The 25,683-nt window shown below is 71.0% G+C and carries 17 protein-coding genes and 1 tRNA gene; 7 read left to right on the forward strand and 11 right to left on the reverse strand.

Annotation, left to right across the window (positions count from 1 at the left end; genetic code table 11):
* Window positions 1-5: 5 nt before the first annotated feature.
* From AB5J87_RS26215 to AB5J87_RS26230, 4 genes are all read left to right on the forward strand, one after another.
* Complete coding sequence (locus AB5J87_RS26215) at window positions 6-314, forward strand: chorismate mutase (RefSeq protein WP_369379823.1); 309 nt, start codon at window positions 6-8, stop codon at window positions 312-314.
* 88 nt (window positions 315-402) lie between these two features.
* Window positions 403-2,889, forward strand: a complete 2,487-nt coding sequence (gene pepN / locus AB5J87_RS26220) for an aminopeptidase N (RefSeq protein WP_369379824.1) — start codon at window positions 403-405, stop codon at window positions 2,887-2,889.
* A 162-nt stretch (window positions 2,890-3,051) separates the two neighbouring features.
* Window positions 3,052-4,428, forward strand: coding sequence for an aspartate aminotransferase family protein (locus AB5J87_RS26225; protein ID WP_369379826.1), 1,377 nt, complete (start codon window positions 3,052-3,054; stop codon window positions 4,426-4,428).
* On the forward strand, window positions 4,425-5,837 hold the full coding sequence (locus tag AB5J87_RS26230; protein ID WP_369379828.1) for a lysine N(6)-hydroxylase/L-ornithine N(5)-oxygenase family protein: 1,413 nt from the start codon (window positions 4,425-4,427) through the stop codon (window positions 5,835-5,837). Before AB5J87_RS26225 ends, AB5J87_RS26230 begins: the two co-directional genes overlap by 4 nt.
* A gap of 37 nt (window positions 5,838-5,874) precedes the next feature.
* Here the strand turns inward: AB5J87_RS26230 and AB5J87_RS26235 are convergent, their stop codons facing one another.
* Complete coding sequence (locus AB5J87_RS26235; protein WP_369379830.1) at window positions 5,875-7,680, reverse strand: bifunctional UDP-sugar hydrolase/5'-nucleotidase; 1,806 nt, start codon at window positions 7,678-7,680, stop codon at window positions 5,875-5,877.
* A gap of 398 nt (window positions 7,681-8,078) precedes the next feature.
* Complete coding sequence (locus tag AB5J87_RS26240; protein ID WP_369383676.1) at window positions 8,079-10,064, reverse strand: NPCBM/NEW2 domain-containing protein; 1,986 nt, start codon at window positions 10,062-10,064, stop codon at window positions 8,079-8,081.
* Window positions 10,065-10,456: 392 nt separating this feature from the next.
* On the opposite strand from AB5J87_RS26240, the gene pyk reads away from it, so the two are divergent.
* On the forward strand, window positions 10,457-11,893 hold the full coding sequence (pyk, locus tag AB5J87_RS26245; RefSeq protein ID WP_369379831.1) for a pyruvate kinase: 1,437 nt from the start codon (window positions 10,457-10,459) through the stop codon (window positions 11,891-11,893).
* Between the two features lie 163 nt (window positions 11,894-12,056).
* Here the strand turns inward: pyk and AB5J87_RS26250 are convergent.
* Window positions 12,057-12,129: transfer RNA gene (locus tag AB5J87_RS26250), tRNA-Leu, on the reverse strand.
* Window positions 12,130-12,231: 102 nt separating this feature from the next.
* Between AB5J87_RS26250 and AB5J87_RS26255 the strand changes: the two genes are divergently transcribed.
* Window positions 12,232-12,882 (forward strand): ANTAR domain-containing response regulator, encoded by a 651-nt coding sequence (locus tag AB5J87_RS26255; RefSeq protein ID WP_369379833.1) that lies wholly within the window; start codon window positions 12,232-12,234, stop codon window positions 12,880-12,882.
* Between the two features lie 105 nt (window positions 12,883-12,987).
* Here the strand turns inward: AB5J87_RS26255 and AB5J87_RS26260 are convergent, their stop codons facing one another.
* The 8 genes from AB5J87_RS26260 to AB5J87_RS26295 form a co-directional block, all read right to left on the reverse strand.
* The gene (locus AB5J87_RS26260; RefSeq protein WP_369379835.1) at window positions 12,988-13,704 is read right to left on the reverse strand and encodes an ABC transporter ATP-binding protein; all 717 of its coding nucleotides are present in this window, start codon (window positions 13,702-13,704) and stop codon (window positions 12,988-12,990) included.
* Window positions 13,701-14,714: an ABC transporter ATP-binding protein gene (locus AB5J87_RS26265; protein WP_369379836.1), complete on the reverse strand. Its 1,014-nt coding sequence runs from the start codon at window positions 14,712-14,714 to the stop codon at window positions 13,701-13,703. Before AB5J87_RS26265 ends, AB5J87_RS26260 begins: the two co-directional genes overlap by 4 nt.
* Window positions 14,715-14,719: 5 nt before the next feature.
* Window positions 14,720-16,510, reverse strand: a complete 1,791-nt coding sequence (locus tag AB5J87_RS26270) for a branched-chain amino acid ABC transporter permease (RefSeq protein WP_369379838.1) — start codon at window positions 16,508-16,510, stop codon at window positions 14,720-14,722.
* 5 nt (window positions 16,511-16,515) lie between these two features.
* Window positions 16,516-17,448 (reverse strand): branched-chain amino acid ABC transporter permease, encoded by a 933-nt coding sequence (locus AB5J87_RS26275; RefSeq protein ID WP_369379840.1) that lies wholly within the window; start codon window positions 17,446-17,448, stop codon window positions 16,516-16,518.
* A gap of 146 nt (window positions 17,449-17,594) precedes the next feature.
* A complete protein-coding gene (locus tag AB5J87_RS26280) occupies window positions 17,595-18,806 on the reverse strand; it encodes a branched-chain amino acid ABC transporter substrate-binding protein (protein WP_369379841.1) in 1,212 nt (403 codons plus the stop codon).
* A 470-nt stretch (window positions 18,807-19,276) separates the two neighbouring features.
* Complete coding sequence (locus AB5J87_RS26285) at window positions 19,277-19,654, reverse strand: hypothetical protein (RefSeq protein WP_369379843.1); 378 nt, start codon at window positions 19,652-19,654, stop codon at window positions 19,277-19,279.
* Between the two features lie 270 nt (window positions 19,655-19,924).
* Window positions 19,925-20,392, reverse strand: coding sequence for a PaaI family thioesterase (locus AB5J87_RS26290; protein ID WP_369379845.1), 468 nt, complete (start codon window positions 20,390-20,392; stop codon window positions 19,925-19,927).
* A gap of 109 nt (window positions 20,393-20,501) precedes the next feature.
* Window positions 20,502-22,784 (reverse strand): FdhF/YdeP family oxidoreductase, encoded by a 2,283-nt coding sequence (locus AB5J87_RS26295; RefSeq protein WP_369379848.1) that lies wholly within the window; start codon window positions 22,782-22,784, stop codon window positions 20,502-20,504.
* Between the two features lie 132 nt (window positions 22,785-22,916).
* Here AB5J87_RS26295 and polA point away from each other — a divergent pair, with 132 nt between their 5' ends.
* Window positions 22,917-25,628: a DNA polymerase I gene (gene polA, locus AB5J87_RS26300; RefSeq protein WP_369379849.1), complete on the forward strand. Its 2,712-nt coding sequence runs from the start codon at window positions 22,917-22,919 to the stop codon at window positions 25,626-25,628.
* The last annotated feature ends 55 nt before the right edge of the window (window positions 25,629-25,683 follow it).

A 25,683-nucleotide genomic window follows, 5' to 3' on the forward strand; every position in this document is an offset into this window, starting at 1 on the left:
GCTCGATGACCATGACCACGAACGACCCCTCCGTGCAGGCCGAGCTCGCCCGGCTCCGCGACAGCATCGACAACATCGACGCGGCCGTCGTCCACATGCTGGCGGAGCGGTTCAAATGCACCCAGCAGGTCGGCCACCTCAAGGCCGAGCACCGGCTGCCCCCGGCCGACCCCGCGCGCGAGGCCGAGCAGATCGCCCGGCTGCGGCGGCTCGCGGAGAGCGCCAAGCTGGACCCGGCGTTCGCCGAGAAGCTGCTGAACTTCATCATCGCCGAGGTCATCCGGCACCACGAGACGATCGCCAAGTCCTCCTGAGCCCGCCGCCCGCCCGGGCACCCCGTGCGCTCACAGCGCAACACCGTCCCGCTGTGCGGACCGGGGTGCATCGGGCAGCATGGCCCCCATGTCCGTACTGACGCGCGACGAAGCGCAGACCCGTGCCCGGCTCCTCGACGTCCACCGCTATGGGATCGCCCTCGATCTCACCACCGGCGAGGAGACCTTCGACTCCCACACCGTCATCGAATTCACCGCGCGCGCGGCCGGGGACACGTTCGTCGAGCTCAAGCCGGCCACCCTGCGCTCGGTCTCGCTCGACGGCCGGCCCCTGGACCCCGAGGCGCTGGTGGAGAACCGCCTCGCGCTGACCGGCCTCGCCGAGGGCCCGCACGAGCTGCGGATCGACGCGGTCATGCGCTACTCGCACACCGGCGAGGGCCTGCACCGCTTCACCGACCCCGTCGACGGCGAGACCTACACGTACACCCAGCTGTTCATGGAGGACGTCCAGCGCGTCTTCGCCGCCTTCGACCAGCCCGACCTGAAGGCCGTCTTCGACCTCGAAGTCACCGCCCCCGAGGGCTGGACCGTCCTCGCCAACGGCATCACCGAGCAGCGGGCCGACGGCAGCTGGAAGGCCGCCACCACCCCGCTGCTCTCCACCTACTTCGTGGCGCTCGCCGCCGGTCCCTGGCACTCCACCACCACCGAGCACGCGGGCCTGCCCTTCGGCATCCACTGCCGCCGCTCGCTCGCCCCCTACCTGGACGCCGACGCCGAGGAGATCTTCGAGATCACCCGGCAGTGCTTCGACCGCTACCACGAGAAGTTCGACGAGCCCTACCCCTTCGACTCCTACGACCAGGCGTTCGTCCCCGAGTTCAACGCGGGCGCGATGGAGAACCCCGGGCTCGTCACCTTCCGCGACGAGTTCATCTACCGCTCCGCCGTCACCGACACCGAGCGCCAGACCCGCGCCATGGTCATCGCCCACGAGATGGCCCACATGTGGTTCGGCGACCTGGTCACCCTGCGCTGGTGGGACGACATCTGGCTGAACGAGTCGTTCGCCGAGTACATGGGCTACCAGACCCTCACCGAGGCCACCCGCTTCACCGACACCTGGGTGGACTTCGGCATCGTCCGCAAGGCGTGGGGCTACGACGCCGACCAGCGCCCCTCCACCCACCCCGTCGCCCCCGACCCGGACGCCGTGCCCGACACCGCCTCCGCGATGCTCAACTTCGACGGCATCTCCTACGCCAAGGGCGCCTCCGCCCTGCGCCAGCTGGTGACCTGGCTCGGCGAGAAGGACTTCCTGGCCGGCATCAACACCCATTTCCGGCGGCACAGGTTCGGCAACGCCACGCTCGCCGACTTCATCGACAACTTGGCCTCCGCCACCGACCGCGACGTGCACGGCTGGGCCGAGTCGTGGCTGCGCACCACCGGCGTCGACACCCTGACCCCGGTCGTCGAGGAGGCCGAGGGCTCCTGGACGCTCACCGTCGAGCAGGACGGCGGGCGCCCGCACCGCGTCGCCGTCGGCGTCTACGACGTCGACGCGGCGCGCCCCGGACGGCTGGTGCTGCGCGAGCGCTTCGAGACCGACGTGCCGGGCGCGCCCCTGACCCGCCCCGGCGCCCGCCCCGCGCTCGTCCTCCTCAACGACGGCGACCTCTCCTACGCCAAGGTGCGGCTGGACGCCGAGTCCTGGGAGACCGCCCTGCGCTCGCTCTCCGGACTGCCCGACCCGCTGTCGCGCGCGGTGGTGTGGAACGCCGCCCGCGACATGGTCCGCGACGGCCAGCTGTCGCCCACCGCCTATCTGGAGGCGGCCCGCGCCCATCTGCCGTACGAGTCGGACCTCGCGGTCGTCCAGGGCGTCCTCACCTTCGCCGCCGCCCAGATCACCGACCGCTACCTGGACGCCGAGGCCCGCCCCGCCGCCCTCGCCCTGCTCACCGAGCTCACCCGCGACCTCATCCGGCGCACCGAGGACGGCGACAACCCGGGCCTGCGGCTCACCGCCGTGCGCCACTACGTCTCCGGCGCCGCCCAGCCGCAGACCATCCGCGAGTGGCTGACCGAGGGCGGCGTCCCCGGCGGTCCCGAGCTCGACCCCGAACTGCGCTGGCGGGTGCTGAACCGGCTGGCCGTCCTGGGCGCCACCACCGAGGAGGAGATCGCCGCCGAGCTGGCCCGCGACCCCAGCGCCACCGGCGAGGAGGGCGCGGCCCGCTGCCGCGCCGCGCTGCCCACCGCCGAGGCGAAGGCGGCGGCCTGGGCCGCCATGTTCGACGGCGACACGCTCTCGAACTACCTGTTCAACGCCACCGCCCAGGGCTTCTGGCAGCCCGAACAGGCCGATCTCGTACGGGAGTACGTGCCGCGCTTCTTCGCGGACGCCGTCCCGCTGGCGGCCCGCCGCGGCCCGGCCATCGCCGAGGCCGCGGGCCGCTACGCCTACCCGCGGCACGCCGTGGACGCCGAGGCCGTCGCGCTGGCCGAGGCGTGCCTGGCCGGGGCGGAGCCGCTGCCCGCGCTGCGCCGCCAGATCGCCGACCAGCTCGACGACGTACGGCGCGCACTGGCGGTGCGGGGCGCCTGACCGGGGCCGGGGGGTGGCGCTCATAGCAGTGCGCCACCCCCAACACCCCACCTCCGCAAGGCAGTACCACTTTCGGGTTGAGATCGTTGTGCACGGCGGTCGCACCGCGCCGGGACGCCGCACGCTGGTGAGACCGACGTTTCACCACCCGAAGGACCCCCCATGCACACCCCGCCCCTCGCCGGCGGCCCCGCCGGCCCCGCCGCCCTGCACCCCCTCCTCGGAGTGGTCCTCGGCGCGCTCCAGGAGGGCGCGGCGGCCCGGGGCGGCCCACTGCCCGGCGGCGGCCCCGACGCCGTGGCGGTCCGGGTCGGGGCCGCGCTCGGCGAGGTGTTCCCGGCCCGCGGCACCGGCGCCGAGGAGGCCCTCGCCACCCTGGTGCGGGCGGTCGCCCAGGGCGCCGCCGACCCCGCCGACCCGCGCTGCGCCGCCCATCTGCACACCCCGCCGCTGGCGCTCGCCGCCGCCGCCGACCTCGCCGCCGCCGTCCTCAACCCCTCGCTCGACTCCTGGGACCAGGCACCGGCCGCCGCCGAGCTCGAAGCCCGGGTCACCGAGGCGCTGGCCGCCGAGTTCTGGCCCGGCGGGGACGCGCTGATCACCACCGGCGGCACCGAGTCCAACCAGCTCGCCCTGCTGCTCGCCCGCGAACGGCACGGCCCCGTCCGGCTGGTGCACGGCGCCAACGCCCACCACTCGCTGCCGCGCGCCGCCTGGCTCCTCGGCCTGCCCGCACCCGTCGGCCTCCCCGCGCCCCTCGGCACCCTGGACCTCGCGGCCCTGGAAGCGGCCCTCGCCTCTCCCGGCCCGGACCCGGGCCGCCGCACACTGGTCGCCGCGACCGCGGGCACCACCGACACCGGCGCCGTCGACCCGCTGCCCGAGATCGCCGCCCTGTGCGAGCGGTACGGCGCGGAGCTCCATGTCGACGCCGCCTACGGCGGCCCGCTGATCTTCAGCGACACCCACCGGAGCAGGCTGCGGGGCATCGAACGCGCCCAGTCGATCGCGCTGGACCTGCACAAACTCGGCTGGCAGCCGGTCGCCGCCGGGCTCCTCGCCGTCCCCGACCCGGCCCGCCTCGCCCCGCTCGCCCACACCGCCGACTACCTCAACGCCGACGACGACACCGAGGCGGGCCTGCCCGACCTGCTCGGCCGCTCCCTGCGCACCAGCCGCCGCCCGGACGTACTGAAGATCGCCGTCACCCTGCGGGCGCTCGGCCGCACCGGACTCGCCGGACTCGTCGACCACACCCTCGACCTTGCCCAGGGCCTCGCGGACCTGGTCGAGGAGCACCCCCGGTTCGACCTGTACGAGCGGCCCACGCTCTCCACCGTCCTCTTCCGCCCCGCAGGCGCCCCCGACGACGAGGTCGCCGCCGTCCGCCGCGCCCTGCTCACCGAGGGCCGCGCGGTGCTCGGCAGAGCCCGCGCCGACGGGCGGCTCTGGCTCAAGGCCACCCTGCTCAACCCCCACGCCACCACCGGCGACCTGGCCCTGCTCCTCAAGACCGTGGAAGGCAGCACCCCCCGATGACCGCACCGTCACTCGCCCACGACATCGATCACCCGCACGACCTGGTGGGCATCGGCGTGGGCCCGTTCAACCTCTCGCTCGCCGCCCTCGCCCACGGGGTGCCCGGCGGGCTCTCGACCGCCTTCTACGAACAGCGCCGCGCCTTCCACTGGCACCCCGGGCTGCTCATCGAGGGTGCCACCCTCCAAGTCCCCTTCCTGGCCGACCTGGTGACCCTCGCCGACCCCGCCAGCCCCTGGTCGTTCCTCAGCTATCTGCGCCACCGCGAGCGGCTGTTCCCGTTCTACTTCGCCGAGCGCTTCCACATCCAGCGCACCGAGTACGACGCGTACTGCCGCTGGGTCAGCGAGAGCCTGCCCGGACTGCACTTCGGGCACCAGGTGGACGCGGTCCGCTGGAACGCCGAACGGGAGCTGTTCGAGGTCGACTTCACCCAGCTCGACGCGCACGGCCAGGCCGAGGCGCTGGGCCGCGCCTTCGCCCGCAACCTCGTCCTGGGCCTCGGCACCGAGCCGTTCGTGCCCGAGCCGCTGCGTCCGCTCGCCGACGCCCCCGCCGTACCGGTGATCCACTCCGCCGACTACCTCGACCACCGCGACCGCTTCCTCGCCGCCGACCACATCACCGTCATCGGCTCCGGCCAGTCCGGCGCCGAGGTCTTCCTGGACCTGCTGCGCCACCGCCCGGCCGGGCGCGAGGGCATCACCTGGCTCGCCCGCACCGAGACCTTCGCGCCCATGGAGTACTCCAAGCTCGGCCTGGAGCACTTCACCCCCGACTACACGCGCTACTTCCACGCCCTGGCCGAGCCCGTCCGCGACCAGCTGGTGCCGCGCCAGTGGCAGCTCCACAAGGGCATCGACGCCGAGACCATCGCCGCCATCCACGACGAGCTCTACCGCCGCACCCAGCACGGCGGCTGGCCGGACGCGACCCTCACGCCCGGCGTCAGCGTCCGCACGGCCGGGCGGGTCGCCACCACCAAGGTGGAGCTGCACCTGGAACACGCCCAGCAGGGCGTGCGCTCCCGGCTGACCACCGACGCGGTGGTCCTCGCCACCGGCTACCGGGAGCGCCCGTCGGCCCGCATCCTCTCCGGCCTCGACCCGTACATGCGCCTGGACTCCTCCGAACGGCCGCGCATCGACGAGGACTTCCGCCTGGTCCTGGACAGCTCGGTGACCGGCTCGGTCTTCGTGCAGAACGCGGAGAAGCACACCCACGGCGTCGGCGCGCCCGATCTGGGGCTCGCGGCCTGGCGCAGCGCGTCGATCCTGAACGCCCTGACCGGCAAGGAGCCCTACCCCCTCCCGGCCCGCACGGCGTTCACCACGTTCGGCCTGGCCAAGCGGGAGGAGGCGCGCCCGGCCCCGAAGGTCCCGGGCGCGCTGATCCCGCTGGAGGGCTGAGCGGCCCCGGAGCCGAGCCGCCCCGGGGCCGGGCGGCCTAGAAGACGGCGACCCCGTCCCGGACCAGCTTCCAGTCCACGGAGGCGAACGTGCCGGGGTCGACGACCCCCTTCGCCTTCACCCAGGCGATGATCGTGTTCCGGATCTCCTCCGAGTTCGACCACACCTGCTTGGCCGCGGCGACGTGCGGGAAGTTGCCGCCGCCGTTGGCCCGGTAGTTGTTGACCGCGAGGACGAACTGCGCGGCCGGGTCCAGCGGCTTGCCCTGGAACGTCAGGTTGACGATCCGGGACCCGGCCGGCTTCGCGATGTCGATGTCGTACACCAGGCCCGACACCGCGTCGTAGTTGTAGTCCGGCGTGTTGTTGGCGTTGGTCAGCTTCGCCGGGTCGACCGGAGCGCCGGCCGCCGTCTGCACGTAGTACCGCGCCGAGAACTCCAGGTACTCGCGGATCTGCGCGCCCGTCAGGACCCGCGCCTCCAGCGTGTTCTCGAACGGGTAGAGCCCGGCCGCGTCCTTGATGGTGACCTGGCCGGCCGGGATGACGGCCGTGCGCGAGAAGCAGGACGCCTGCGAGAGCACCGGCAGCGCCGCGTACGCGCCGCCCGCGAGCGCCGCCTTCACCGTGTCCACCTGGACGGCGTTGATCAGGTCGATGATCGGCTCGTCCTTCCAGGCCGCCTCGGCGGTGGTCATGGCCGCCTTGGAGGTGCCGATGACCTGGTTGACGTACGCCACGACCTTCCTGTGCTCGTCGCCGAGCAGCTTGGTGATCTTCGGGTCCTCGGCGACGGTGTTGGAGTTGAGGACCTTCGAGCCGGACTTCTCGACCGTCCAGCGGCCCTTCTCCCACACCAGGTCGAAGTCGAAGACGGTGAGCCGCTGGCCCCACTTCAGCGGCTCGGAGAGCACCACCTGCTTGCCGGTCTGCTTGTTGGTCACCCGGTACTCGGGGATCTCCACGTGCGCGTGGCCGACCAGGATCGCGTCGATGCCCGCCACCTTCTCGGCCACCAGGGCCGCCGCGTTCTCGACGTACGGGAGCTGGTCGCCGTAGGAGGAGCTGCCGTCGGAGCCCGAGTGGGCGGCCACGATCACCACGTCCGCGCCCATCGAGCGCAGCTTGGGCACCCACTTCGCGGCCTGCTCCTCAAGGCCGGGGAAGACCATCTTCCCGCTGACGTTGGCCTTGTCCCAGATGGCGATGCCCGGGTTGGTGAGGCCGAGGATCGCCACGCGCACATCGCGCCCGTGCGGGGTGCGCAGCTTCTTGATGACGTACGGCTGGAAGGCCGGCTTCAGCGTCTTGGCGTCCAGCGCGTTGGCGCCGAGCAGCGGGAAGCGGCACTGCTCCTCGAACTTGCGCAGCACCGGGATGCCGTAGTTGAACTCGTGGTTGCCGAGGGCGGCGGCGTGGTAGCCGATGGCGTTCATGGCCTGCGCCATCGGGTGCACCGGGCCGTGCTTGGCCGTGATCGGGTCGACCTTGGCGTAGTAGTACGACAGCTGGGTGCCCTGGATGGTGTCACCCGCGTCGATCATCAGGGTGTTGTGGCGGCCCTTCTCCTTGCGGATCTGCTCGACCAGCGTGGAGATCTTGGCGAGGCCGACGTCGTTGTGGGCCTTGTCGTCGAACTCCTTGTCCGTGAAGTAGTCCCAGTTGAAGACGTTGCCGTGCAGGTCGGTGGTGCCCATGACGGTGAACGAGTAACGCTTCGGCGGCCGGGTGCGGCCGTGGCCGCGCTCATGGGCCTCGGCGGGGGCCGCGACGCCTCCGGCGATGGCGACGCCGGCTCCGGCGGCGGCCGAGCTGCCCAGGAACGTCCTGCGGTTCAGCGGCATGTGATGCACTCCCTGACGGTGTGTTACGCGCGTAGACACACTCCACGCGCGTAGAAGGTCCAGAGGATTTTGGCGCAGAACCGGCCATCCGCAACACCCCTGGCAGGTTTCGATCGGATGACCACGAGAGAACGACGGCCCCGGGCGCGATCCGCCCGGGGCCGTCCGCGTGCCCGGGGGCTCGATCGGCCCCCGTGGTCCGCGGGTGAGGGCTAGGGCGCGTCTTTCGGATCTTGTCGGCTTCGGTCCGGCCGCGCTGTCGTGGTGGCCGAGCGGGGTGCGGTGCGTGCGGCTGCAAGGCGGAGGAGGGAGTCGACGCGGAGCGTCGGGGACCGACGACAACGCCGCAGACGCGCGTGCCGCACCCCGCGACCCAGGCAAGATCCGAAAGACACGCCCTAGCCGCAGACGAGCCGGGGCCCCGCCCAGTCCGCGTGGTCGTAGTCGATGCCGTCACCCGCGTCGGTGACCACCAGCCGGACTTCGAGCGCGCCCGTCAGGTCGGCGGTCAGCGCCTTCGCCGCATCGGCCGAGGTCAGCGTCCCGCTCTCGGCGGCCAGCGTGCCGTCGCGCCAGATCTGGAAGTCGACCGACCCCTTGGTGGTCACCTCGTCGTCCACCCCCACCCGGGTGGTCAGCGAGGTGCAGGTGCCGCCCAGGTAGTACGCGACGGAGCTCGGCGCGTGGGTGCCCAGGCCCTTGGCGTACACCGTTCCGTTGATGGTGAGCGGGGTGCCGTCGCCCGCCGCCTGCTCCGCGTTGCTGAGGTCCTTCTCGACCGGGCCCCAGCCGTTGGTGGCGGACTCCCAGGCCAGGTCGCTCAGTTCGTGCGTCCCGGCCGAGGGGCCGCTGCCGCAGGCGAGCCGGGCGTCGGCCCAGTCGGCGTGGTCGTAGGTGATGCCGTCGCCGCCGTCGGTGACCACCAGCCGCAGCTTGGTGGCGCCCTTGAGGTCGGCGTTCAGCCGCACGGGCGGATCGGCGGCGGTGCGGACCCCGCTGTCGGCGGCCAGCGTGCCGTCGCGCCAGATCTGGAACCGTACGGACCCGGTGTTCGGCGCCTCGTCGTCCACGCCCACGTCGACCCGGAGGGCCGAGCAGCCGCCGCCGAGGTAGTACGCGATGTCGCTGGGCGCGTGCGTGCCCAGGCCCTTGGCGTACCGGACGCCCCCGATGGTGAGCGGGCGGCCGTCGCCCGCCGCCTGCTCGCCGTTGCTGCGGTCGCGCTCCACCGGGCCCCAGCCGCCCACCGCCGACGTCCACGGCAGGTCGCTCAGCTGGTTCACGCCGGTCGGCGGCGGCACCGGGCTGCCCGGGGTCACCCGGAACATCACGGTGCCGTGCGCGGGCACCGGGGCGCCGATGGCGCCGGTGGTCGTGCTGGTGGCCTTGGACCACAGGTCCTTGAGCGCGTACGAGGACGCCCCGCCGATGCCGATGTCCTTCACGGTCGTGGACACGGTCCTGGTGGAGGAGGTCTCGTTGGTCAGCGTCACCGAACGGCCGCCGTCCGCCAGCGGCTTGGACATCACGACCAGGCCGCCGGAGTCGGACACCACCGTGCCCTGCCTGCCCAGCGGGTCCTGGTCCACCGCGATCACCTCGGTGTTCTTGAGGATGGCCAGGGTGGCCGGGCTCGCGGTGCGCAGGTCGCTGCCGATCAGCAGCGGCGCGGCCATCTGCGACCAGAGGCTGAAGTGGGTGCGGTACTCGGTGTCGGTCATGCCGCCGTTGCCGACCTCCAGCATGTCCGGGTCGTTCCAGGCGCCCGGTCCGGCGTACGGCGCCAGCGACTGGTTCTGGTGCGCGATGGAGATCATGCTGGACCAGTTGTCGCTGATGTCCCCGGTGGTGCGCCAGGAGTTCCCGACGCCCTGCGCCCAGGTCCAGGGCTGGTTGGAGCCCCACTCGCAGATGCTGTAGAGGATCGGCCGGCCGGTGGCGCGGGTGGCCGCCGCCAGCGCGTCGCCCATCGCCTTGTAGCGCTGCTTGGCGTCCGCGCCGGTGTTGTTGCAGTTGTCGTACTTCAGGTAGTCGACGCCCCAGGACGCCCACAGCTCGGCGTCCTGGCGCTCGTGGCCGAGGCCGCCGGGGAAGCCCTGGACGTCGCAGGTCTTGGTGCCCGCGCTGGAGTAGAGGCCGAACTTCAGGCCCTTGGAGTGCACATAGTCGGCCACGGCCTTGATGCCGTGCGGGAAGCGGGCCGGGTCGGGCACGAGGTCGCCGCTCGCGTTCCGGTCGGGCAGGGCCCAGCAGTCGTCGATGTTGACGTAGGTGTATCCGGCGTCCTTGAGGCCCTGGGCGACGAAGGTGTCGGCGATGCCCTTGACCATGGATTCATTGAACTCGGCCCGGCAGTGGGTGGAGTTCCAGTTGTTGAACCCCATCTGCGGGGTGCGGGCCAGGCCGTTGTCGAGGGCCGCCGCCGGGGTGGCGGTCGCGGCGGTGAGCGCGGCGGCGCCACCGGCGGCGAGGGCGAGCGGGACCAGCAGGGGGAGGGCGGCGAGTGCGGCACCGGTCCGTTTTCTGAACGATTTCATGTGCGGCTCCGTTGGTTGAGTAGCTCACAAGTCAACGAGGTCGAACGAAAACGAACATATCTCAGCGCCGCTGCCTGAACATGTCAAGGGTTTGCGCCGGGCGCGCGGAGAAGTCCGCCGTGCTCATCGGAGCGCTCCTGCGCACAATTCAACAGTTGTCAATAACCCTTCATGCAAAGGTTGTTGAGTAGTCATGCGCGACCAATTCTCTACTGGTCGGTAAGCCCTAGGCTCGAACCATGCGTCGAGCAAAGATCGTCTGTACCCTGGGGCCCGCCACCGACACGTACGACCAGATCAAGGCACTGGTCGAGGCCGGAATGGACGTCGCCCGCTTCAACCTCAGCCACGGCGGCTACGCCGACCACGAGGAGCGTTACCAGCACGTGCGCAAGGCGTCCGACGAGACGGGCCGCAGCGTGGGAGTGCTCGCCGACCTTCAAGGTCCGAAGATTCGCCTGGGCCGGTTCCACGAAGGTCCCGTACTCCTTGAACGCGGCGACGAGTTCACCATCACCGTCGAGGACGTCCAGGGCGACCGCCACATCTGCGGCACCACCTACTCCGGCCTCGCCGAGGACGTCACCCCCGGTGAGCGCATCCTCGTCGACGACGGCAAGGTGGCGCTGGAGGTCGTGGGCGTGGACGGCCCGCGCGTGCGCACCCGGGTCGCCGAGGGCGGCATGGTCTCCGACCACAAGGGGCTCAACCTGCCCGGCGTCGCGGTGTCGGTGCCCGCGCTCTCCGAGAAGGACGTCGAGGACCTGCGCTGGGCCCTGCGCATCGGCGTCGACATCATCGCGCTCTCCTTCGTCCGCGGCGGCCGGGACATCGAGGACGTCCACCGCGTCATGGACGAGGAGGGCCGCCGCGTCCCGGTGATCGCCAAGATCGAGAAGCCGCAGGCCGTCGAGAGCATCGACGACATCGTGGCCGCCTTCGACGGCATCATGGTGGCGCGCGGCGACCTGGGCGTCGAAATGCCCCTCGAACAGGTGCCGATCGTCCAGAAGCGCGCCATCAAGCTCGCCAAGCGGAACGCCAAGCCCGTCATCGTGGCCACCCAGATGCTGGACTCGATGATCGACAACTCCCGCCCCACCAGGGCCGAGGCCAGCGACGTCGCCAACGCGGTCATCGACGGCACCGACGCCGTGATGCTCTCCGGCGAGACCAGCGTCGGCAAGTACCCCGTGGAGACCGTCCGCACCATGAGCCGGATCGTCACCGCGGCCGAGGAGGACGTCCTGGCCAAGGGGCTGCCGCCGCTCACCGAGCGCAGCAAGCCCCGCACCCAGGGCGGCGCGGTCGCCCGGGCCGCCGCCGAGATGGGCGACTTCCTCAACGCCAAGTACCTCGTGGCCTTCACCCAGTCCGGCGACACGGTCAAGCGGCTCTCCCGCTACCGCTCGCCGATCCCGCTGCTCGCCTTCACCCCCGACCCCGCCACCCGCTCCCAGCTCAACCTCACCTGGGGCGTGGAGACCTTCCTCGGCCCGCACGTGGACTCCACGGACGCGATGGTGGCGCAGGTCGACGAACAACTCCTGAAGATCGGCCGCTGCCGGCGGGGCGACATCGTGGTGATCACCGCGGGCTCGCCGCCCGGTGTGCCCGGCTCGACCAATCTGGTGCGCGTCCACCACATCGGCGAGGACGACAGCCCCAAGGGCTGAGGCGTCCGGGCCCCGGGCCGGACCCGGCGGGAGGCATTCCGACGCACCGGCCCCGGGCCTCTGCCGTACGGGCGGGGGCCCGGCCGTACCGGACGAAAGAAGGGAAGGCGTGCGAAGGCGGCCGAAACCTCAACGGTCCGTGACCATGGATTCGCACGAAAAGTACCCCGGGTCGGATTCGAACCGACGCTGGATGGTGTTTGAGACCATTGCCTCTACCGCTGGGCTACCGGGGCATCCTTTGAACCAAAGGTAGGCGGCTACCCGCCGTGACCACACCTTACCGCAGCTGGGTACGCTCTTGGGAAGCAGTACTTGCCCCGCAACGAGGAGCCCCCGTGACCGCCGCCGAGTCGCCCCAGCCCGTCGCCGACGACGATCAGTCCCATGTCCCGCCGCTCACGACCCGTGTCGTCATCGCCGAGGACGAGGCCCTCATCCGCCTCGACCTCAAGGAGATGCTGGAGGAAGAGGGGTACGCGGTCGTCGGAGAGGCCGGGGACGGGCAGAAGGCCGTGGAGCTCGCCCGGGAGCACCGCCCCGACCTGGTCATCCTCGATGTGAAGATGCCCGTCCTCGACGGCATCTCCGCCGCCGAGCAGATCGCCAAGGACTCCATCGCGCCCGTCCTGATGCTCACCGCGTTCTCGCAGCGCGACCTGGTGGAGCGGGCCCGGGACGCCGGGGCGATGGCGTACCTGGTGAAGCCGTTCTCCAAGAGCGACGTGGTGCCCGCGATCGAGATGGCGGTCTCGCGCTTCACCGAGCTGAAGGCGCTGGAGCAGGAGGTCGCCGACCTCTCCCAGCGGCTGGAGACCCGCAAGCTGGTCGACCGCGCCAAGTCGATCCTCCAGACGCAGTACGGGCTGACCGAGCCCGCCGCGTTCCGCTGGATCCAGAAGACGTCGATGGACCGCCGGCTCTCCATGCAGCAGGTCGCCGAGGCGGTCATCGAGGACGCCGAGGAGAAGAAGGCGGCGAAGGGCTAGGGCCCGGGTCCGGCCGCGGCCGGACGCCAGGGCCCCCGCGCCTTCCGGGAAACGACGTACGGGCCGCACCACACGAAGTGGTGCGGCCCGTACGCGTGGTCCCGGCTAGTCCTCGCCGAGGTACGTCTTGCGGACGTTCTCGTCGTGGAGCAGGTCCTGGCCGGTGCCCGAGAGTTTGATCTCGCCGACCTCCATCACATGCGCCAGGTCCGCGAGCGAGAGCGCCGCCTGGGCGTTCTGCTCGACCAGCAGGATGGTGGTCCCCGACGCCTTGAGCTCGACGATGGTCGCCATGATCTTCTGCATCATGATCGGGGAGAGGCCCATCGACGGCTCGTCCAGCATGAGCAGCTTGGGCTGGGACATCAGGGCCCGGCCCATCGCCAGCATCTGCTGCTCGCCGCCGGAGAGGGTGCCCGCCGCCTGCTTGCGCCGCTCGCCCAGGATGGGGAAGAGGTCGTAGGCGCGCTGGATGTCCTTCTCGATCCCGGCCTTGTCGCCGCGCAGGAACGCCCCGAGGTGGAGGTTCTCGGCGATGGTCAGCCGGGGGAAGATGTGCCGCCCCTCGGGGGAGTGGGCGAGTCCCAGCGACACGATCTTGTGCGCGGGGATGTTGGCCAGCGGCTTCCCGTCGAAGGTGATCCGTCCGCCGGAGGGCTTGAGCAGCCCCGACAGCGTCCGCAGGGTCGTGGTCTTGCCGGCGCCGTTGGTGCCGATCAGCGTGACGACCTGCCCGGCCTCGACGGTGAAGGAGATCCCCTTGACGGCCTCGATCTTGCCGTAGGCGACGCGGAGGTCCTCGACTTCCAGAAGTGCGGTCACTGGGAGTCTCCTTCGGTGCGGGTCGTGCCTGGTGCGTCGGCCTCGGGGGAGGCGTCGTCGGGGGAGCCGGCGTCCGCGGACGCCGGTGCGGCGTCCGGCTCGGCCGCCGTCCGCGCCCCGGCGGGTGCCGGTGCGGCCGGGGCGTCGCCCGGTGCCGGAGCCGCTGCCACGACCCCGGCCGCCGCCTCGACCTCCGCCACTTCCTCGCCCCCTGGCGCGCCCTCGAACGGCGTACCGAGGTAGGCCGCGATGACGCGCTCGTCGCCCTGGACGACGTCCGAGGTGCCCTCGACCAGCTTCTCGCCCTGCATGAGCACGGTGACCCGGTCGCACAGGTTGAAGATGAAGCGCATGTCGTGCTCGATGACGAGCACGGCGATGCCCATGTCCCGGATGGCGAAGACCAGTTCCTCGGTGGCGCGGGTCTCCTGCGGGTTCATGCCCGCGGTGGGCTCGTCCAGGAGCAGCAGACCGGGCTCGCTGGCCAGCGCCCGGGCGATCTCCAGCTTGCGCTGCTCGCCGTAGGGCAGATTGCGGGCCAGGTGGTCGGCCTTGTGCTGGAGGCCGATGAACTCCAGGAGTTCCATGGCCCGTTCGCGGGACCTGGCCTCGGCCTTCTTGAAGCCGGGGCCGCGCAGCAGGGCGGACCAGAGGCCCTCCTTGGTGCGGGTGTGCCGTCCGACCAGGACGTTCTCCAGGACCGTCATATTGGCGAAGAGCCGGATGTTCTGGAACGTCCGCGCGATGCCGGCCTGGGTGACCAGGTGCGGCTTGGGCGGCAGCACGGTCCCCTTGTACGACACCTTGCCCTCGGTCGGCACGTACAGGCCGGTGAGGCAGTTGAAGAAGGTGGTCTTGCCGGCGCCGTTGGGGCCGATGAGACCGACGATCTCGCCGCTGTTGACGGTGAGGTCCACATTGCGTACGGCGGTGAGTCCGCCGAACCGCATGGTGACGCCGGACGCCTGGAGGACCGGGTCGGCGAGGGTGGTGGTGGGCTGTGCGGTCATCGTGTTTACGCCTCCGCCTTGGTGACGCCGACGGTGGTGTCCGGGAGCCCTTGTTCGGGTACGTCGAGTTGCCCGGTCTCATGGAATTCGAGCTGGCGGCGCCGGTTGGCGACGATGCCCTCGGGGCGGAACCGCATCAGGAGGATGAGGGCGACGCCGAAGCCGAAGAGCTCGTACTCCTTGAGGAAGCCCAGCTTCTCGGGGATCAGATAGAGCAGCGAGGCGCCCAGGAGCGGACCGCTGACGGTGCCCATGCCGCCGAGGACGACGGCCGCCAGGAGGAAGGCGGAGTTGGGCGGCGCGGCCCCGGCGAACTGGAAGGGGCTGGGCACGACGCTGTAGTTGACGTGGGCGAAGACCGTACCGGCCAGGCCCGCGAGCGAGGCGCCGAGGGCGAAGGCGATGAGCTTGACCCGGAAGCCGTTGATGCCCATGGCGGTGGCGGCGGTCTCGTCCTCGCGGATGGCGATCCAGGAGCGGCCGATGCGGGAGTTCGCGGCGCGGTTGAAGACGAGCACGATCAGCGCCGTGATCAGCAGCATCAGGAACAGGTAGTTGCCGAAGCGGCCGATGGTGCGTCCGGCGATGTCGTGCGCGGCGCCGAGGTTGAACCCGAAGATCTCCAGATCGGGGATCTGCGAGATGCCGTTGGGGCCGTTGGTGAGGTTGGGGCCGGAGGCTCCGTCGAGGTTGTTGACGGTGATCCGGAAGATCTCTCCGAAGCCCAGGGTCACGATGGCCAGATAGTCGCCGCGCAGCCGCAGGGTGGGTGCGCCGATGATCACGCCGAAGACCAGTGAGGCCCCCATGCCGATCAGCGCGGCGGCCCAGAACGGCACCTGCACACCGGAGAACCGGGAGAACTCGGAGCCGGAGACCAGGGCGGCGGCATAGGCGCCGACGCCGAGGAAGGCGACGTAACCGAGGTCGAGCAGTCCGGTGAGGCCGACGACGATGTTGAGGCCGAGGGCGACGGTGCCGAAGATGAGGATGTTGGCGCCGAGGTTGGCGTTGTGGTCCTCGCTCTGGGTGAACGGGAAGATCACGGCGGCCAGGAAGACCGCGGTGGTCGCGAACCCCTTGTGCCGGGCGTTGAGTTCGGTGAACCGCTCGAAGAGCCCGGCCGCGAACAGCGCCATCGAGGCGAACAGGACCAGGAGCAGCAGACCGATGAAGGTCTCGCTCTCGTCGTCGTTGACGCCGATGCCGTAGGTGAAGACGACCAGGCCGAGCGCGGTGGCCAGCGAGATGATCAGTCGCTGGGCCCAGCTGGGCAGCGGCGCGGCCGGCGGGATGCGGTCGGGCTTGGCGATGTGGTCGCGCACGGACCTGCCCTCGCGGGGCAGGGCGAGCGCGCCGAGCACCGGCACCAGCGCCGAGACCATGGCCACGAACGCGCCGGGCTCCAGGTTGGCGAGGCCGCCCAGGTCGTACGCGATGGCGATGCCGGTGAACCAGCTGACCGCGAACGCGGAGAGCGCGGCCAGCAGGACCGGGTTGTTGCCGCCGCCCGGGTTGAGCCAGCCCAGACCGCGCACGTTCCAGCCGGCGACGGCGTAGAGCAGGGTGAGCGCCCCGGCGATCAGGGTGAGGGTCTGGAGCCCGGCCGGGTAGCCGGTGACGGTCAGGTCACCGGGGAACTCGGAGGTCCAGGTCCAGGCGAGGAAGGTGGAGGCGATGGTGGCGACCGCGCCCACGGCGATGAGGATCCGGGCGACGGGCACGGGGAGCGGGACGAGCCCCCGCGGCTCGGGCGCCGCGGCGGCGGGACCGGTCTTGGTGGTGCTGGTGGTCATGTCGATCACGCCCTGTCCGCGACGCGTTCGCCCACCAGGCCCTGTGGCCTGAAGAGGAGGACGAGGATGAGGAGGACGAAGGCCCAGACGTTGGCCCAGCCGGAGCCGCCGAGCTGCTGCATCCCGGGGACGTTGGCGATGTAGGCGCTGGCCATGGTCTCGGCGAGGCCGAGGACCACGCCGCCGATCATCGCGCCGTAGATGTTGCCGATGCCGCCGAGGACGGCGGCGGTGAACGCCTTGAGACCGGCCTGGAAGCCCATCTCGTACTTGATGGAGCCGTACTTGAGGCCCCAGGCGATGCCCGCGACCGCGGCGAACAGACCGCCGATGGCGAAGGCGATCATGATGATGCGGTTGGTGTCGATGCCCATCAGCTGGGCGGTGTCCGGGTCCTGCGCGGTGGCCTGCATGGCGCGGCCGGTGCGGGAGGAGCGGACGAAGAGGGCGAGCGCGGCCATGCAGAGCGGCGCCGCCGTGATCAGGAAGATGTCACCGGTGCCGAAGGTGACCGACCCGATGTGGAAGGGGCCGCCGGGGATCTGCGGGAAGTTCTCGTCGCTCTTGGCCTTCGGGTACCAGTTGAAGACCGCCTGCTGGAGCGCGAGCGAGAGTCCGATCGCGGTGATCAGTGGCGCGAGGCGTGGCGCGCCGCGCAGTGGTCGGTAGGCGAACCGTTCCGCTCCCAGCGCGATGAGCACGGAGACGATCGCGCCGCCGATGAGCATCAGGGGGAGGGCTATCCACATGGATATGCCGTCGGGGAGCACATAGAGATAGACCGTGAGGCCGCCGAAGGCGCCGGTCATGAAGATCTCGCCGTGCGCGAAGTTGATGAGCTGGACGATGCCGTACACCATCGTGTAGCCGATGGCGATCAGCCCGTACATCGAGCCGAGGAGCAGCCCGTTGGCCAGGTTCTGCGGCAGAGTGTGCACCGCAAGGCCTCCATGGGATGGGGAGCGTGCAGGAAGTAGACGTCGGGCCGCGCGGTCGGACGGGTGGTCGTGGCCGCGCGGCCCAGGTGTCGTGCGGTGGTGCGGTGGAGAAGTCGTTCGTGGTGCGGGTGGTACGCGCCTGCGGATCAGCCGGCGTTGTACGTGCCGCTCTTGACGGCCTTCCACTTCCCGTTGGTGACCTGGTAGACGGTCAGCTGCTTGTTGGTGGTGTCACCGAACTCGTCGAACGAGACGTTGCCGGCGATGCCCTCGAAGTTGGCCTTCTGGACCTCGGCGACGATCTGCTGGCGGGCGTCGGCCGGGACCTTGCCGTCCTTCACCACGTTGCCGACGGCCTTGATGATGGCGGTGGCGGCGTCGTAGGAGTAGCCGCCGTAGGTGCCGTAGTCACCCGGGTACTTCTTGTCCTTGTACTTCTGGATGAAGTCCTTGGCCTTGTCCAGGGTGTCGACCGGCACGCCGACCGAGGTGGCGAGGTCGCCCTCGGCCGCCTTTCCGGCGGTGGTGATGAAGGTGTCGCTGTAGATTCCGTCGCCGCCGAAGAGCGGGATCTTGGCGCCGGAGTCCTTGAGCTGCTTGGTGACGATCTGCGCCTCGTCGTACTGACCGCCGTAGTAGACGAGGTCCGCACCCGAGTTCTTGATCTTGGTGACGAGGGCGGCGAAGTCCTTGTCGCCCACGTTGACGTGGTCCTCGCCGGCGACCTTGCCGCCCGCCTTGGTGAAGCCCTGCTTGAAGAGGGAGGCGAGACCGGCGCCGTAGGTCTGCTTGTCGTCGACGACGAAGACGTTCTTCTTCTTCAGCGTGTTGAACGCGTAGTCCGCCGCGAAGCCGCCCTGGATGGCGTCGGTGGTGGCGGTGCGGAAGTACGTCTTGAACGGGCGGGTCTTGTTGCCCGCCGCCCAGTCCTTGCCCTGGGTCAGGGTGGGGTTGGTGTTCGAGGGGGAGATCTCGACGAGGTTGGCGGTCGCGAAGACCTGCTGCATCGTCTGGGCCACGCCGGAGTTCAGCGGGCCGACCACGCCGAGGACGTCCTTGTTGGCGACGAGCGCGGTGGCGTTCTGCTGGCCGGTCGGCGGGAGCGCCTTGTCGTCGAGCGCCTTGACCTCGAACTTCACGCCCGGGACCAGGTTCTTGGCGTTGGCGTCGTCCACGGCGATCTGCACGCCGTACTGGATGCCGAGGCCGGTGGCGGAGTTCTGGCCGGTCAGGGGCGCGTCCACACCGATGACCACGGTCGTCGTCTTGCCGCCGCCGTTGTCGTCCTTCTTGTCGCGCGAACCGCACGCGGTGAGGGTGAGAGCCCCCGTGGTGAGCACGGTGGTGAGAATGAGCAAGGAACGGTGTCGCACGATATGTCCTCTCCCTGGCGCGACGCCTCCACTGAGGCGCCGTGTGTCTCGCCGGGCCGTACTGGGGTGGTACAGGTGCCGTGCAGCAGACGCGCCCGGCGGCGCGGTGACTGGCCGTGACTCTAGGCGTAGGTGGCTGAGTCGGGGACCAGGGAAGGTCAGGATGTGACTTTCTTGTTATGCCGAGCGGACGGCCGTGTGGGAACTCTGTGGACAGATGGGGTCATTGGTGCGCCCCTGGTATGACCACATACTGAGAATTCCCAGTTCCGCTAAGGGGCTTGGGCCGATCTTGCTACTGACACCCGCCGCCGCGAAGTTGATCTCCCCACCTGCGGTGACGTGTGGGGATGCGTTTTCCGGAACGATCTTGAGGCTGGCCGCCGGAGCCCTCGGGTCCTGTTTGTGCACTTCACGCTTGTTACGGAGCGTTACGAATGGGAGTGGCCGGAAGGTTAGTGTCGGCCCCCTCCCATCGCGCCGCGCAGTCGCTCGCACTCCTCGCGGGACTGACGGTCAATCAGCTGAAGCGCGGCCTCCGTTCCCCGGGCGCGCTGCTCGGCGCGGGCGGCGGCGACGATCCGCTCGTGGAGGGCGTGCTGGTCGATCGAGAAGCCCTTCTGCTCCCAGTCCAGGCCCGACCAGCGGTTGCCCTGGATCATCGCGCGGGCCCAGTAGTCGATCAGCCGGCGGCAGTCTTCCTCGGGCGTCGACGCGCGGGGGGCCGGGACGGCGGCGGCCCGGGCGGCGCCGCTCCCGCCCCCGGAGCACCCGGCGAGCGCGAGGACGGCGATCACCGCCGGGGCGACGAACCGGAGCCGCCCGTGCCGCATCGCGGCACGGTGTCCGGTTCCCGCTGGGCACACCATGGAGGGAACGGTAGGGCGTCACGATCGGTGACACAACTACCGTGCGGGTCAAGGAGGTTGCACCCCCGCCGGACCCGGGTGCCGGAGCGGGGTGCCGGTCCTGTTCGGGCCGGGTCCGGTGCTGTGCCGCCGTCGGATCGGCCCGGGTGCCGGTGCGGCCCGGGGCCGGTGCCCGCGCCGGTCCGGGTCCGGGTGCCGGTGCGGTGCGTCAGCCCCGCGGGCCGGGGCCGGACGTCATGCCTTGGGGGCCTCCGCGTCACGCAGCAGACAGGTCAGCCGGGCCGTGCAGACGCGCTTGTCCTGCTCGTCGGTGATCACGATCTCGTACGTGGCCGTGGAGCGGCCCCGGTGCACCGGGGTGGCCACGCCGGTGACCAGCCCGCTGCGCACGCCCCGGTGGTGCGTGCAGTTCAGGTCCACGCCCACCGCGATCTTGGAGATGCCGCCGTGCAGCATCGAACCGACCGAGCCGAGCGTCTCGGCCAGCACCGCCGAGGCCCCGCCGTGCAGCAGTCCGTACGGCTGGGTGTTGCCCTCGACCGGCATCGTGCCGACCACGCGGTCCGCCGACGCCTCCAGGATCTCGACGCCCATCCGGGTGCCGAGGTGCCCCGCCGAGAACAGCGCGGGCAGGTCGATGCCCAGCGCCGCGTACTCGTCGAGGACCTCCTGCGGGAACTTCACCTTGCTCTGCTCACCCATGCGCGGGACTCCGATCGTGGTCCGGTTCCTTGTGGCGTCTGCGTCCGAGCGGCCGGTCCTCCGCGCCCGGCGCGGTGCGGCCGATGCGGTGACCCCTCTGAGCGAACGCTTAGACGGTCGCCGATTGTTCCAGACGGACGATCACGGACTTGCTGGCAGGGGTGTTGCTGGTGTCCGCCGTGGAGTCCAGCGGGACCAGTACGTTCGTCTCCGGGTAGTACGCGGCGGCGCAGCCCCGGGGCGTCGGGTAGTGCACCACCCGGAAGCCGGGCGCCCGGCGCTCCACGCCGTCCTTCCACTCGCTGACCAGGTCCGCGTAGGCCCCGTCCGCGAAGCCCAGCTCGCGCGCGTCCGCCGCGTTCACCAGAACGACCCGGCGCCCGCCCCTGATGCCCCGGTAGCGGTCGTCCAGACCGTAGATCGTGGTGTTGTACTGGTCGTGCGAGCGCAGGGTCTGCAGCAGCAGCCGGCCCTCGGGCACCTTCGGGTACTCCACGGGGGCGGCCGTGAAGTTCGCCTTGCCGGTCTTGGTGGTGAAGCGGCGCTCGTCGCGCGGGCCGTGCGGCAGCCGGAACCCGCCCGGTTTGGCCACGCGCGCGTTGAAGTCCTCGAAGCCCGGCACCACGCGCGCGATGCGGTCGCGGATCGCCGCGTAGTCCTTCTCGAACTCCTCCCACTCCACCGTGGAGGAGGCGCCCAGCGTGGCGCGCGCGAGGCGCGCGACGATCGCGGGCTCGGAGAGCAGGTGCGGGCTCGCGGGCTTGAGGTTGCCGCGCGAGGAGTGGACCAGGCCCATCGAGTCCTCGACGGTCACGAACTGCCTGCCGCTGTGCTGCACGTCCTTGTCGGTGCGCCCCAGCGTCGGCAGGATCAGCGCGCACCTGCCGGTCACCGCGTGCGAGCGGTTCAGCTTGGTCGACACATGGACGGTGAGGGCCGCGCGCCGCATCGCCGCCTCGGTGACCTCGGTGTCGGGGGTGGCGCCCACGAAGTTGCCGCCCATGGCGAAGAACACCTTGGCCCTGCCGTCCCGCAGTGCCTCGATCGAGCGCACCACGTCGTACCCGTGGTGGCGCGGCGGCGCGAAGCCGAACTCCTTCTCCAGCGCGTCCAGGAACGCGGGCGCGGGCCGCTCGAAGATGCCCATGGTGCGGTCGCCCTGCACGTTCGAATGGCCGCGCACCGGGCAGACGCCCGCGCCCGCGCGCCCGATGTTGCCGCGCAGCAGCAGGAAGTTGACCACTTCCCGGATGGTCGCCACCGAGTGCTTGTGCTGGGTCAGGCCCATCGCCCAGCAGACGATGGTGCGCCGCGAGGCGAGCGCCATCGACAGCGCCCGCTCGATCTCCGCGCGCGTGAGGCCGGTCGCGGCGAGCGTCTCGTCCCAGTCGGCGGCGCGGGCGGCAGCCGCGAACTCCTCGTACCCATGGGTGTGTTCGCGGACGAACAGCTCGTCCACGGCCCCCTCGGTCTCCACGATCAGCTTGTTCAGAAGGCGGAAGAGGGCCTGGTCGCCGCCGATGCGGATCTGCAGGAACAGATCGTTCAGCTTCTGGCCGCCGAGCGCCAGGCCCTTGGCGGTCTGCGGGTTCTTGAAGCGCTCCATGCCCGCCTCGGGCAGCGGGTTCACCGAAATGATCTTCGCGCCCGCCCGCTTGGCCTCCTCCAGCGCCGAGAGCATCCGGGGGTGATTGGTCCCCGGGTTCTGCCCGGCCACGATGATCAGGTCGGCCTGGTGCAGGTCCTCCAGGGAGACACTGCCCTTGCCGATGCCGATCGTCTCCGTCAGCGCCGAGCCCGACGACTCGTGGCACATGTTGGAGCAGTCCGGCAGATTGTTGGTGCCGAACTCGCGCGCGAAGAGCTGGAGCAGGAACGCCGCCTCGTTGCTGGTGCGCCCCGAGGTGTAGAAGAGCGCCTCGTCGGGCGAGTCCAGCGCCCGCAGCTCAGCCGCGATGATCTCGAAGGCCCGCTCCCAGGTCACCGCCTCGTACCGGTCGGCGCCCTCGGGCAGGTACATCGGCTGGGTGATCCGGCCCTGCTGGCCCAGCCAGTACCCACTGCGCCCCGCGAGGTCGGACAGCGGGTGCGCGGCGAAGAAGTCGGGCGTCACCCGGCGCAGGGTCGCCTCCTCGGCGACCGCCTTCGCCCCGTTCTCACAGAACTCCGCCACATGGCGCTTGTCGCCCTCGGGCCAGGCACAGCCCGGACAGTCGAACCCGTCCTTCTGGTTGACCTTCAGCAGCGTCCGCGTCGCCCGGACCGCGCCCATCTGCTGCTGGGCCACCAGCGCCGTGTACCCGATCGCGGGGAGCCCGGCGGCGGCGTGCTTGGGCGGCGCGACCTGCGGCGCGTCCTGAACCGGATCCCCAGCGGGCGGCTTGGTGGCCATGGCGCTCCCCTTCGAGCGACGTGAGCGATGCGTACGACTGCGATCCTGTCACGGACCACCGACACCCGTCCCGGCGCGGTCCCGGGTCGGCACTGGCGGGGATTGTCAGTGGGGCGTGGCAGGATCGGGGACGTGGCTGAGACAGCATCGAAGAAGACCCCAGACAACCGACCGCGCCTGCTCCTCATGGACGGGCACTCCCTGGCGTACCGGGCGTTCTTCGCGCTGCCCGCGGAGAACTTCACGACCGGAGCGGGGCAGCCGACCAACGCCGTGTACGGCTTCGCGTCGATGCTGGCGAACACCCTGCGTGACGAGGCACCCACGCACTTCGCGGTGGCGTTCGACGTCTCCCGCAAGACCTGGCGCTCGGAGGAGTTCCCGGAGTACAAGGCGAACCGCTCCAAGACCCCCGACGAGTTCAAGGGGCAGGTCGAGCTGATCGGCGAGCTCCTGGACGCGATGAACGCGGACCGCTTCGCGACCGACGGGTTCGAGGCCGACGACATCATCGCCACCCTGGCCACCCAGGCCGAGCAGGCGGGCTTCGAGGTCCTGATCGTCACGGGCGACCGCGACTCCTTCCAGCTGGTCTCCGAGCACGTCACCGTGCTCTACCCGACCAAGGGCGTCTCCGAGCTGACCCGCTTCACCCCGGAGAAGGTCGAGGAGAAGTACGGCCTGACCCCGCAGCAGTACCCCGACTTCGCGGCCCTGCGCGGCGACCCGTCCGACAACCTGCCGGGCATCCCGGGCGTCGGCGAGAAGACCGCGGCCAAGTGGATCAACCAGTTCGGCTCCTTCGCCGAGCTGGTCGCGCGCGCCGACGAGGTCAAGGGCAAGGCCGGGCAGAACTTCAGGGACCACCTGGAGTCCGTCAGCCTCAACCGCCGCCTCACCGAGATGGTGCGCGACGTGGAGCTCCCCAAGGGTCCGGCCGACCTGGCCCGCGCCCCCTACGACCGCCAGGCCGTCCTCGGCGTCCTGGACGTGCTGGAGATCCGCAACGCCTCACTGCGCGAGCGGCTGCTGGCCGTCGACCCGGGCGCGGAGGAGACGGAGGCCCCGGCCCCGGCGGCGGGCGTCGAACTGGACGGCTCGGTGCTGGGCGCCGGCGAGCTCGCCCCCTGGCTGGAGCGGCACGGCACGGGCCCCCTCGGCCTCGCCACGGTCGACGCCTGGGCGCTGGGCACCGGCAGCGTCGGCGAGATCGCGCTGGCCGCCGCCGACGGCCCGGCCGCCTGGTTCGACCCGGCCCAGCTCGACGAGGCCGACGAGCGCGCCTTCGCCGCCTGGATCGCGGACGCCGCAAGGCCGAAGGTCCTGCACAACGCCAAGGCCGCGATGCGGGTCTTCCCCGAGCACGGCTGGAGCGTCGCGGGCGTCACCATGGACACGGCCCTCGCCGCGTACCTGGTCAAGCCCGGCCGCCGCTCCTTCGCCCTGGACGCGCTGTCCGTGGAGTACCTGGGCCGCGAGCTCGCCCCGGCGGGTGCCGCCGACGGCCAGCTCGCCTTCGGCGCCGACGACCAGGCCGAGGCCGAGGCCCTGATGACCCAGGCCCGCGCGGTCCTCGACCTGGGCGACGCCTTCACCGAGCGCCTCAAGGAGGTCGGCGCCACCGACCTGCTGCACGACGTGGAGCTCCCCACCTCGATCCTGCTCGCCCGCATGGAGCGGTACGGCATCGCCGCCGACCGCCCCCACCTGGAGGCGATGGAGCAGCAGTTCGCGGGCGCGGTACAGCAGGCGGTGAAGGAGGCGCACGCCTCGGTGGGCCACGAGTTCAACCTGGGCTCGCCCAAGCAGCTCCAGGAAGTCCTCTTCGGCGAGCTCGCCCTGCCCAAGACCAAGAAGACCAAGACCGGCTACACCACGGACGCGGACGCGCTGGCCTGGCTCGCCGCCCAGACCGAGCACGAGCTGCCGGTCATCATGCTGCGCCACCGCGAGCAGGCGAAGCTGCGGGTCACCGTCGAGGGCCTGATCAAGACGGTGGCGGCCGACGGCCGCATCCACACCACGTTCAACCAGACGGTCGCCGCCACCGGCCGCCTCTCCTCGACCGACCCGAACCTCCAGAACATCCCGGTGCGTACGGACGAGGGCCGCGCGATCCGCCGCGGCTTCGTCGTCGGGGAGGGCTTCGAGTCGCTGCTGACCGCCGACTACAGCCAGATCGAACTGCGCGTGATGGCCCACCTCTCCGAGGACGCGGGCCTGATCGAGGCGTTCGCCTCGGGCGAGGACCTGCACACCACGGTCGCCTCCCAGGTCTTCGGCGTCGCCAAGACCGAGGTCGACCCGGAGATGCGCCGCAAGATCAAGGCGATGTCGTACGGACTGGCGTACGGCCTCTCCGCCTTCGGCCTCTCCCAGCAGCTGAACATCGAGGCCGCCGAGGCGCGCGGTCTGATGGACACCTTCTTCGAGCGGTTCGGCGGGGTCCGGGACTACCTCCAGCGCGTGGTGGAGGAGGCCAGGGCCACCGGATACACGGAGACGATGCTCGGCCGCCGCCGCTATCTGCCCGACCTCAACAGCGACAACCGCCAGCGCCGCGAGATGGCCGAGCGGATGGCGCTCAACGCCCCGATCCAGGGCACGGCCGCCGACATCGTCAAGGTCGCCATGCTCAAGGTCGACCGGGCACTGACCGAGGCCGCACTGGAATCGCGGCTGCTCCTCCAGGTCCACGACGAAATCGTCCTGGAGGTCGCACCGGGCGAGCGCGAGCGCGTCGAGGCCCTGGTCCGCGCGGAGATGTCCGCGGCGGTGGAGCTGCGCGCCCCGCTGGACGTGTCGGTGGGCGCGGGCACGGACTGGGAGTCCGCCGCGCACTGATCCACGGCCCGGCGGCGCCGGGCCGGCCCGCCCGCCGGGCGCCGCACCCGGCGGG

This window comes from Streptomyces sp. cg36 (assembly GCF_041080675.1).
Lineage (GTDB): Bacteria > Actinomycetota > Actinomycetes > Streptomycetales > Streptomycetaceae > Streptomyces.

What these genes read in the sequence shown, in the direction of transcription:
- pyk (WP_369379831.1), top strand. Translation starts at nt 10,457, where the DNA reads ATGCGTCGAGCAAAGATCGTCTGTACCCTGGGGCCCGCCACCGACACG.
- AB5J87_RS26225 (WP_369379826.1), top strand. Translation starts at nt 3,052, where the DNA reads ATGCACACCCCGCCCCTCGCCGGCGGCCCCGCCGGCCCCGCCGCCCTG.
- AB5J87_RS26295 (WP_369379848.1), bottom strand. Translation starts at nt 22,784, where the DNA reads ATGGCCACCAAGCCGCCCGCTGGGGATCCGGTTCAGGACGCGCCGCAG.
- pepN (WP_369379824.1), top strand. Translation starts at nt 403, where the DNA reads ATGTCCGTACTGACGCGCGACGAAGCGCAGACCCGTGCCCGGCTCCTC.
- AB5J87_RS26240 (WP_369383676.1), bottom strand. Translation starts at nt 10,064, where the DNA reads ATGGGGTTCAACAACTGGAACTCCACCCACTGCCGGGCCGAGTTCAAT.
- AB5J87_RS26285 (WP_369379843.1), bottom strand. Translation starts at nt 19,654, where the DNA reads ATGCGGCACGGGCGGCTCCGGTTCGTCGCCCCGGCGGTGATCGCCGTC.
- AB5J87_RS26270 (WP_369379838.1), bottom strand. Translation starts at nt 16,510, where the DNA reads ATGACCACCAGCACCACCAAGACCGGTCCCGCCGCCGCGGCGCCCGAG.
- AB5J87_RS26235 (WP_369379830.1), bottom strand. Translation starts at nt 7,680, where the DNA reads ATGCCGCTGAACCGCAGGACGTTCCTGGGCAGCTCGGCCGCCGCCGGA.
- AB5J87_RS26290 (WP_369379845.1), bottom strand. Translation starts at nt 20,392, where the DNA reads ATGGGTGAGCAGAGCAAGGTGAAGTTCCCGCAGGAGGTCCTCGACGAG.
- AB5J87_RS26215 (WP_369379823.1), top strand. Translation starts at nt 6, where the DNA reads ATGACCATGACCACGAACGACCCCTCCGTGCAGGCCGAGCTCGCCCGG.
- AB5J87_RS26265 (WP_369379836.1), bottom strand. Translation starts at nt 14,714, where the DNA reads ATGACCGCACAGCCCACCACCACCCTCGCCGACCCGGTCCTCCAGGCG.
- AB5J87_RS26230 (WP_369379828.1), top strand. Translation starts at nt 4,425, where the DNA reads ATGACCGCACCGTCACTCGCCCACGACATCGATCACCCGCACGACCTG.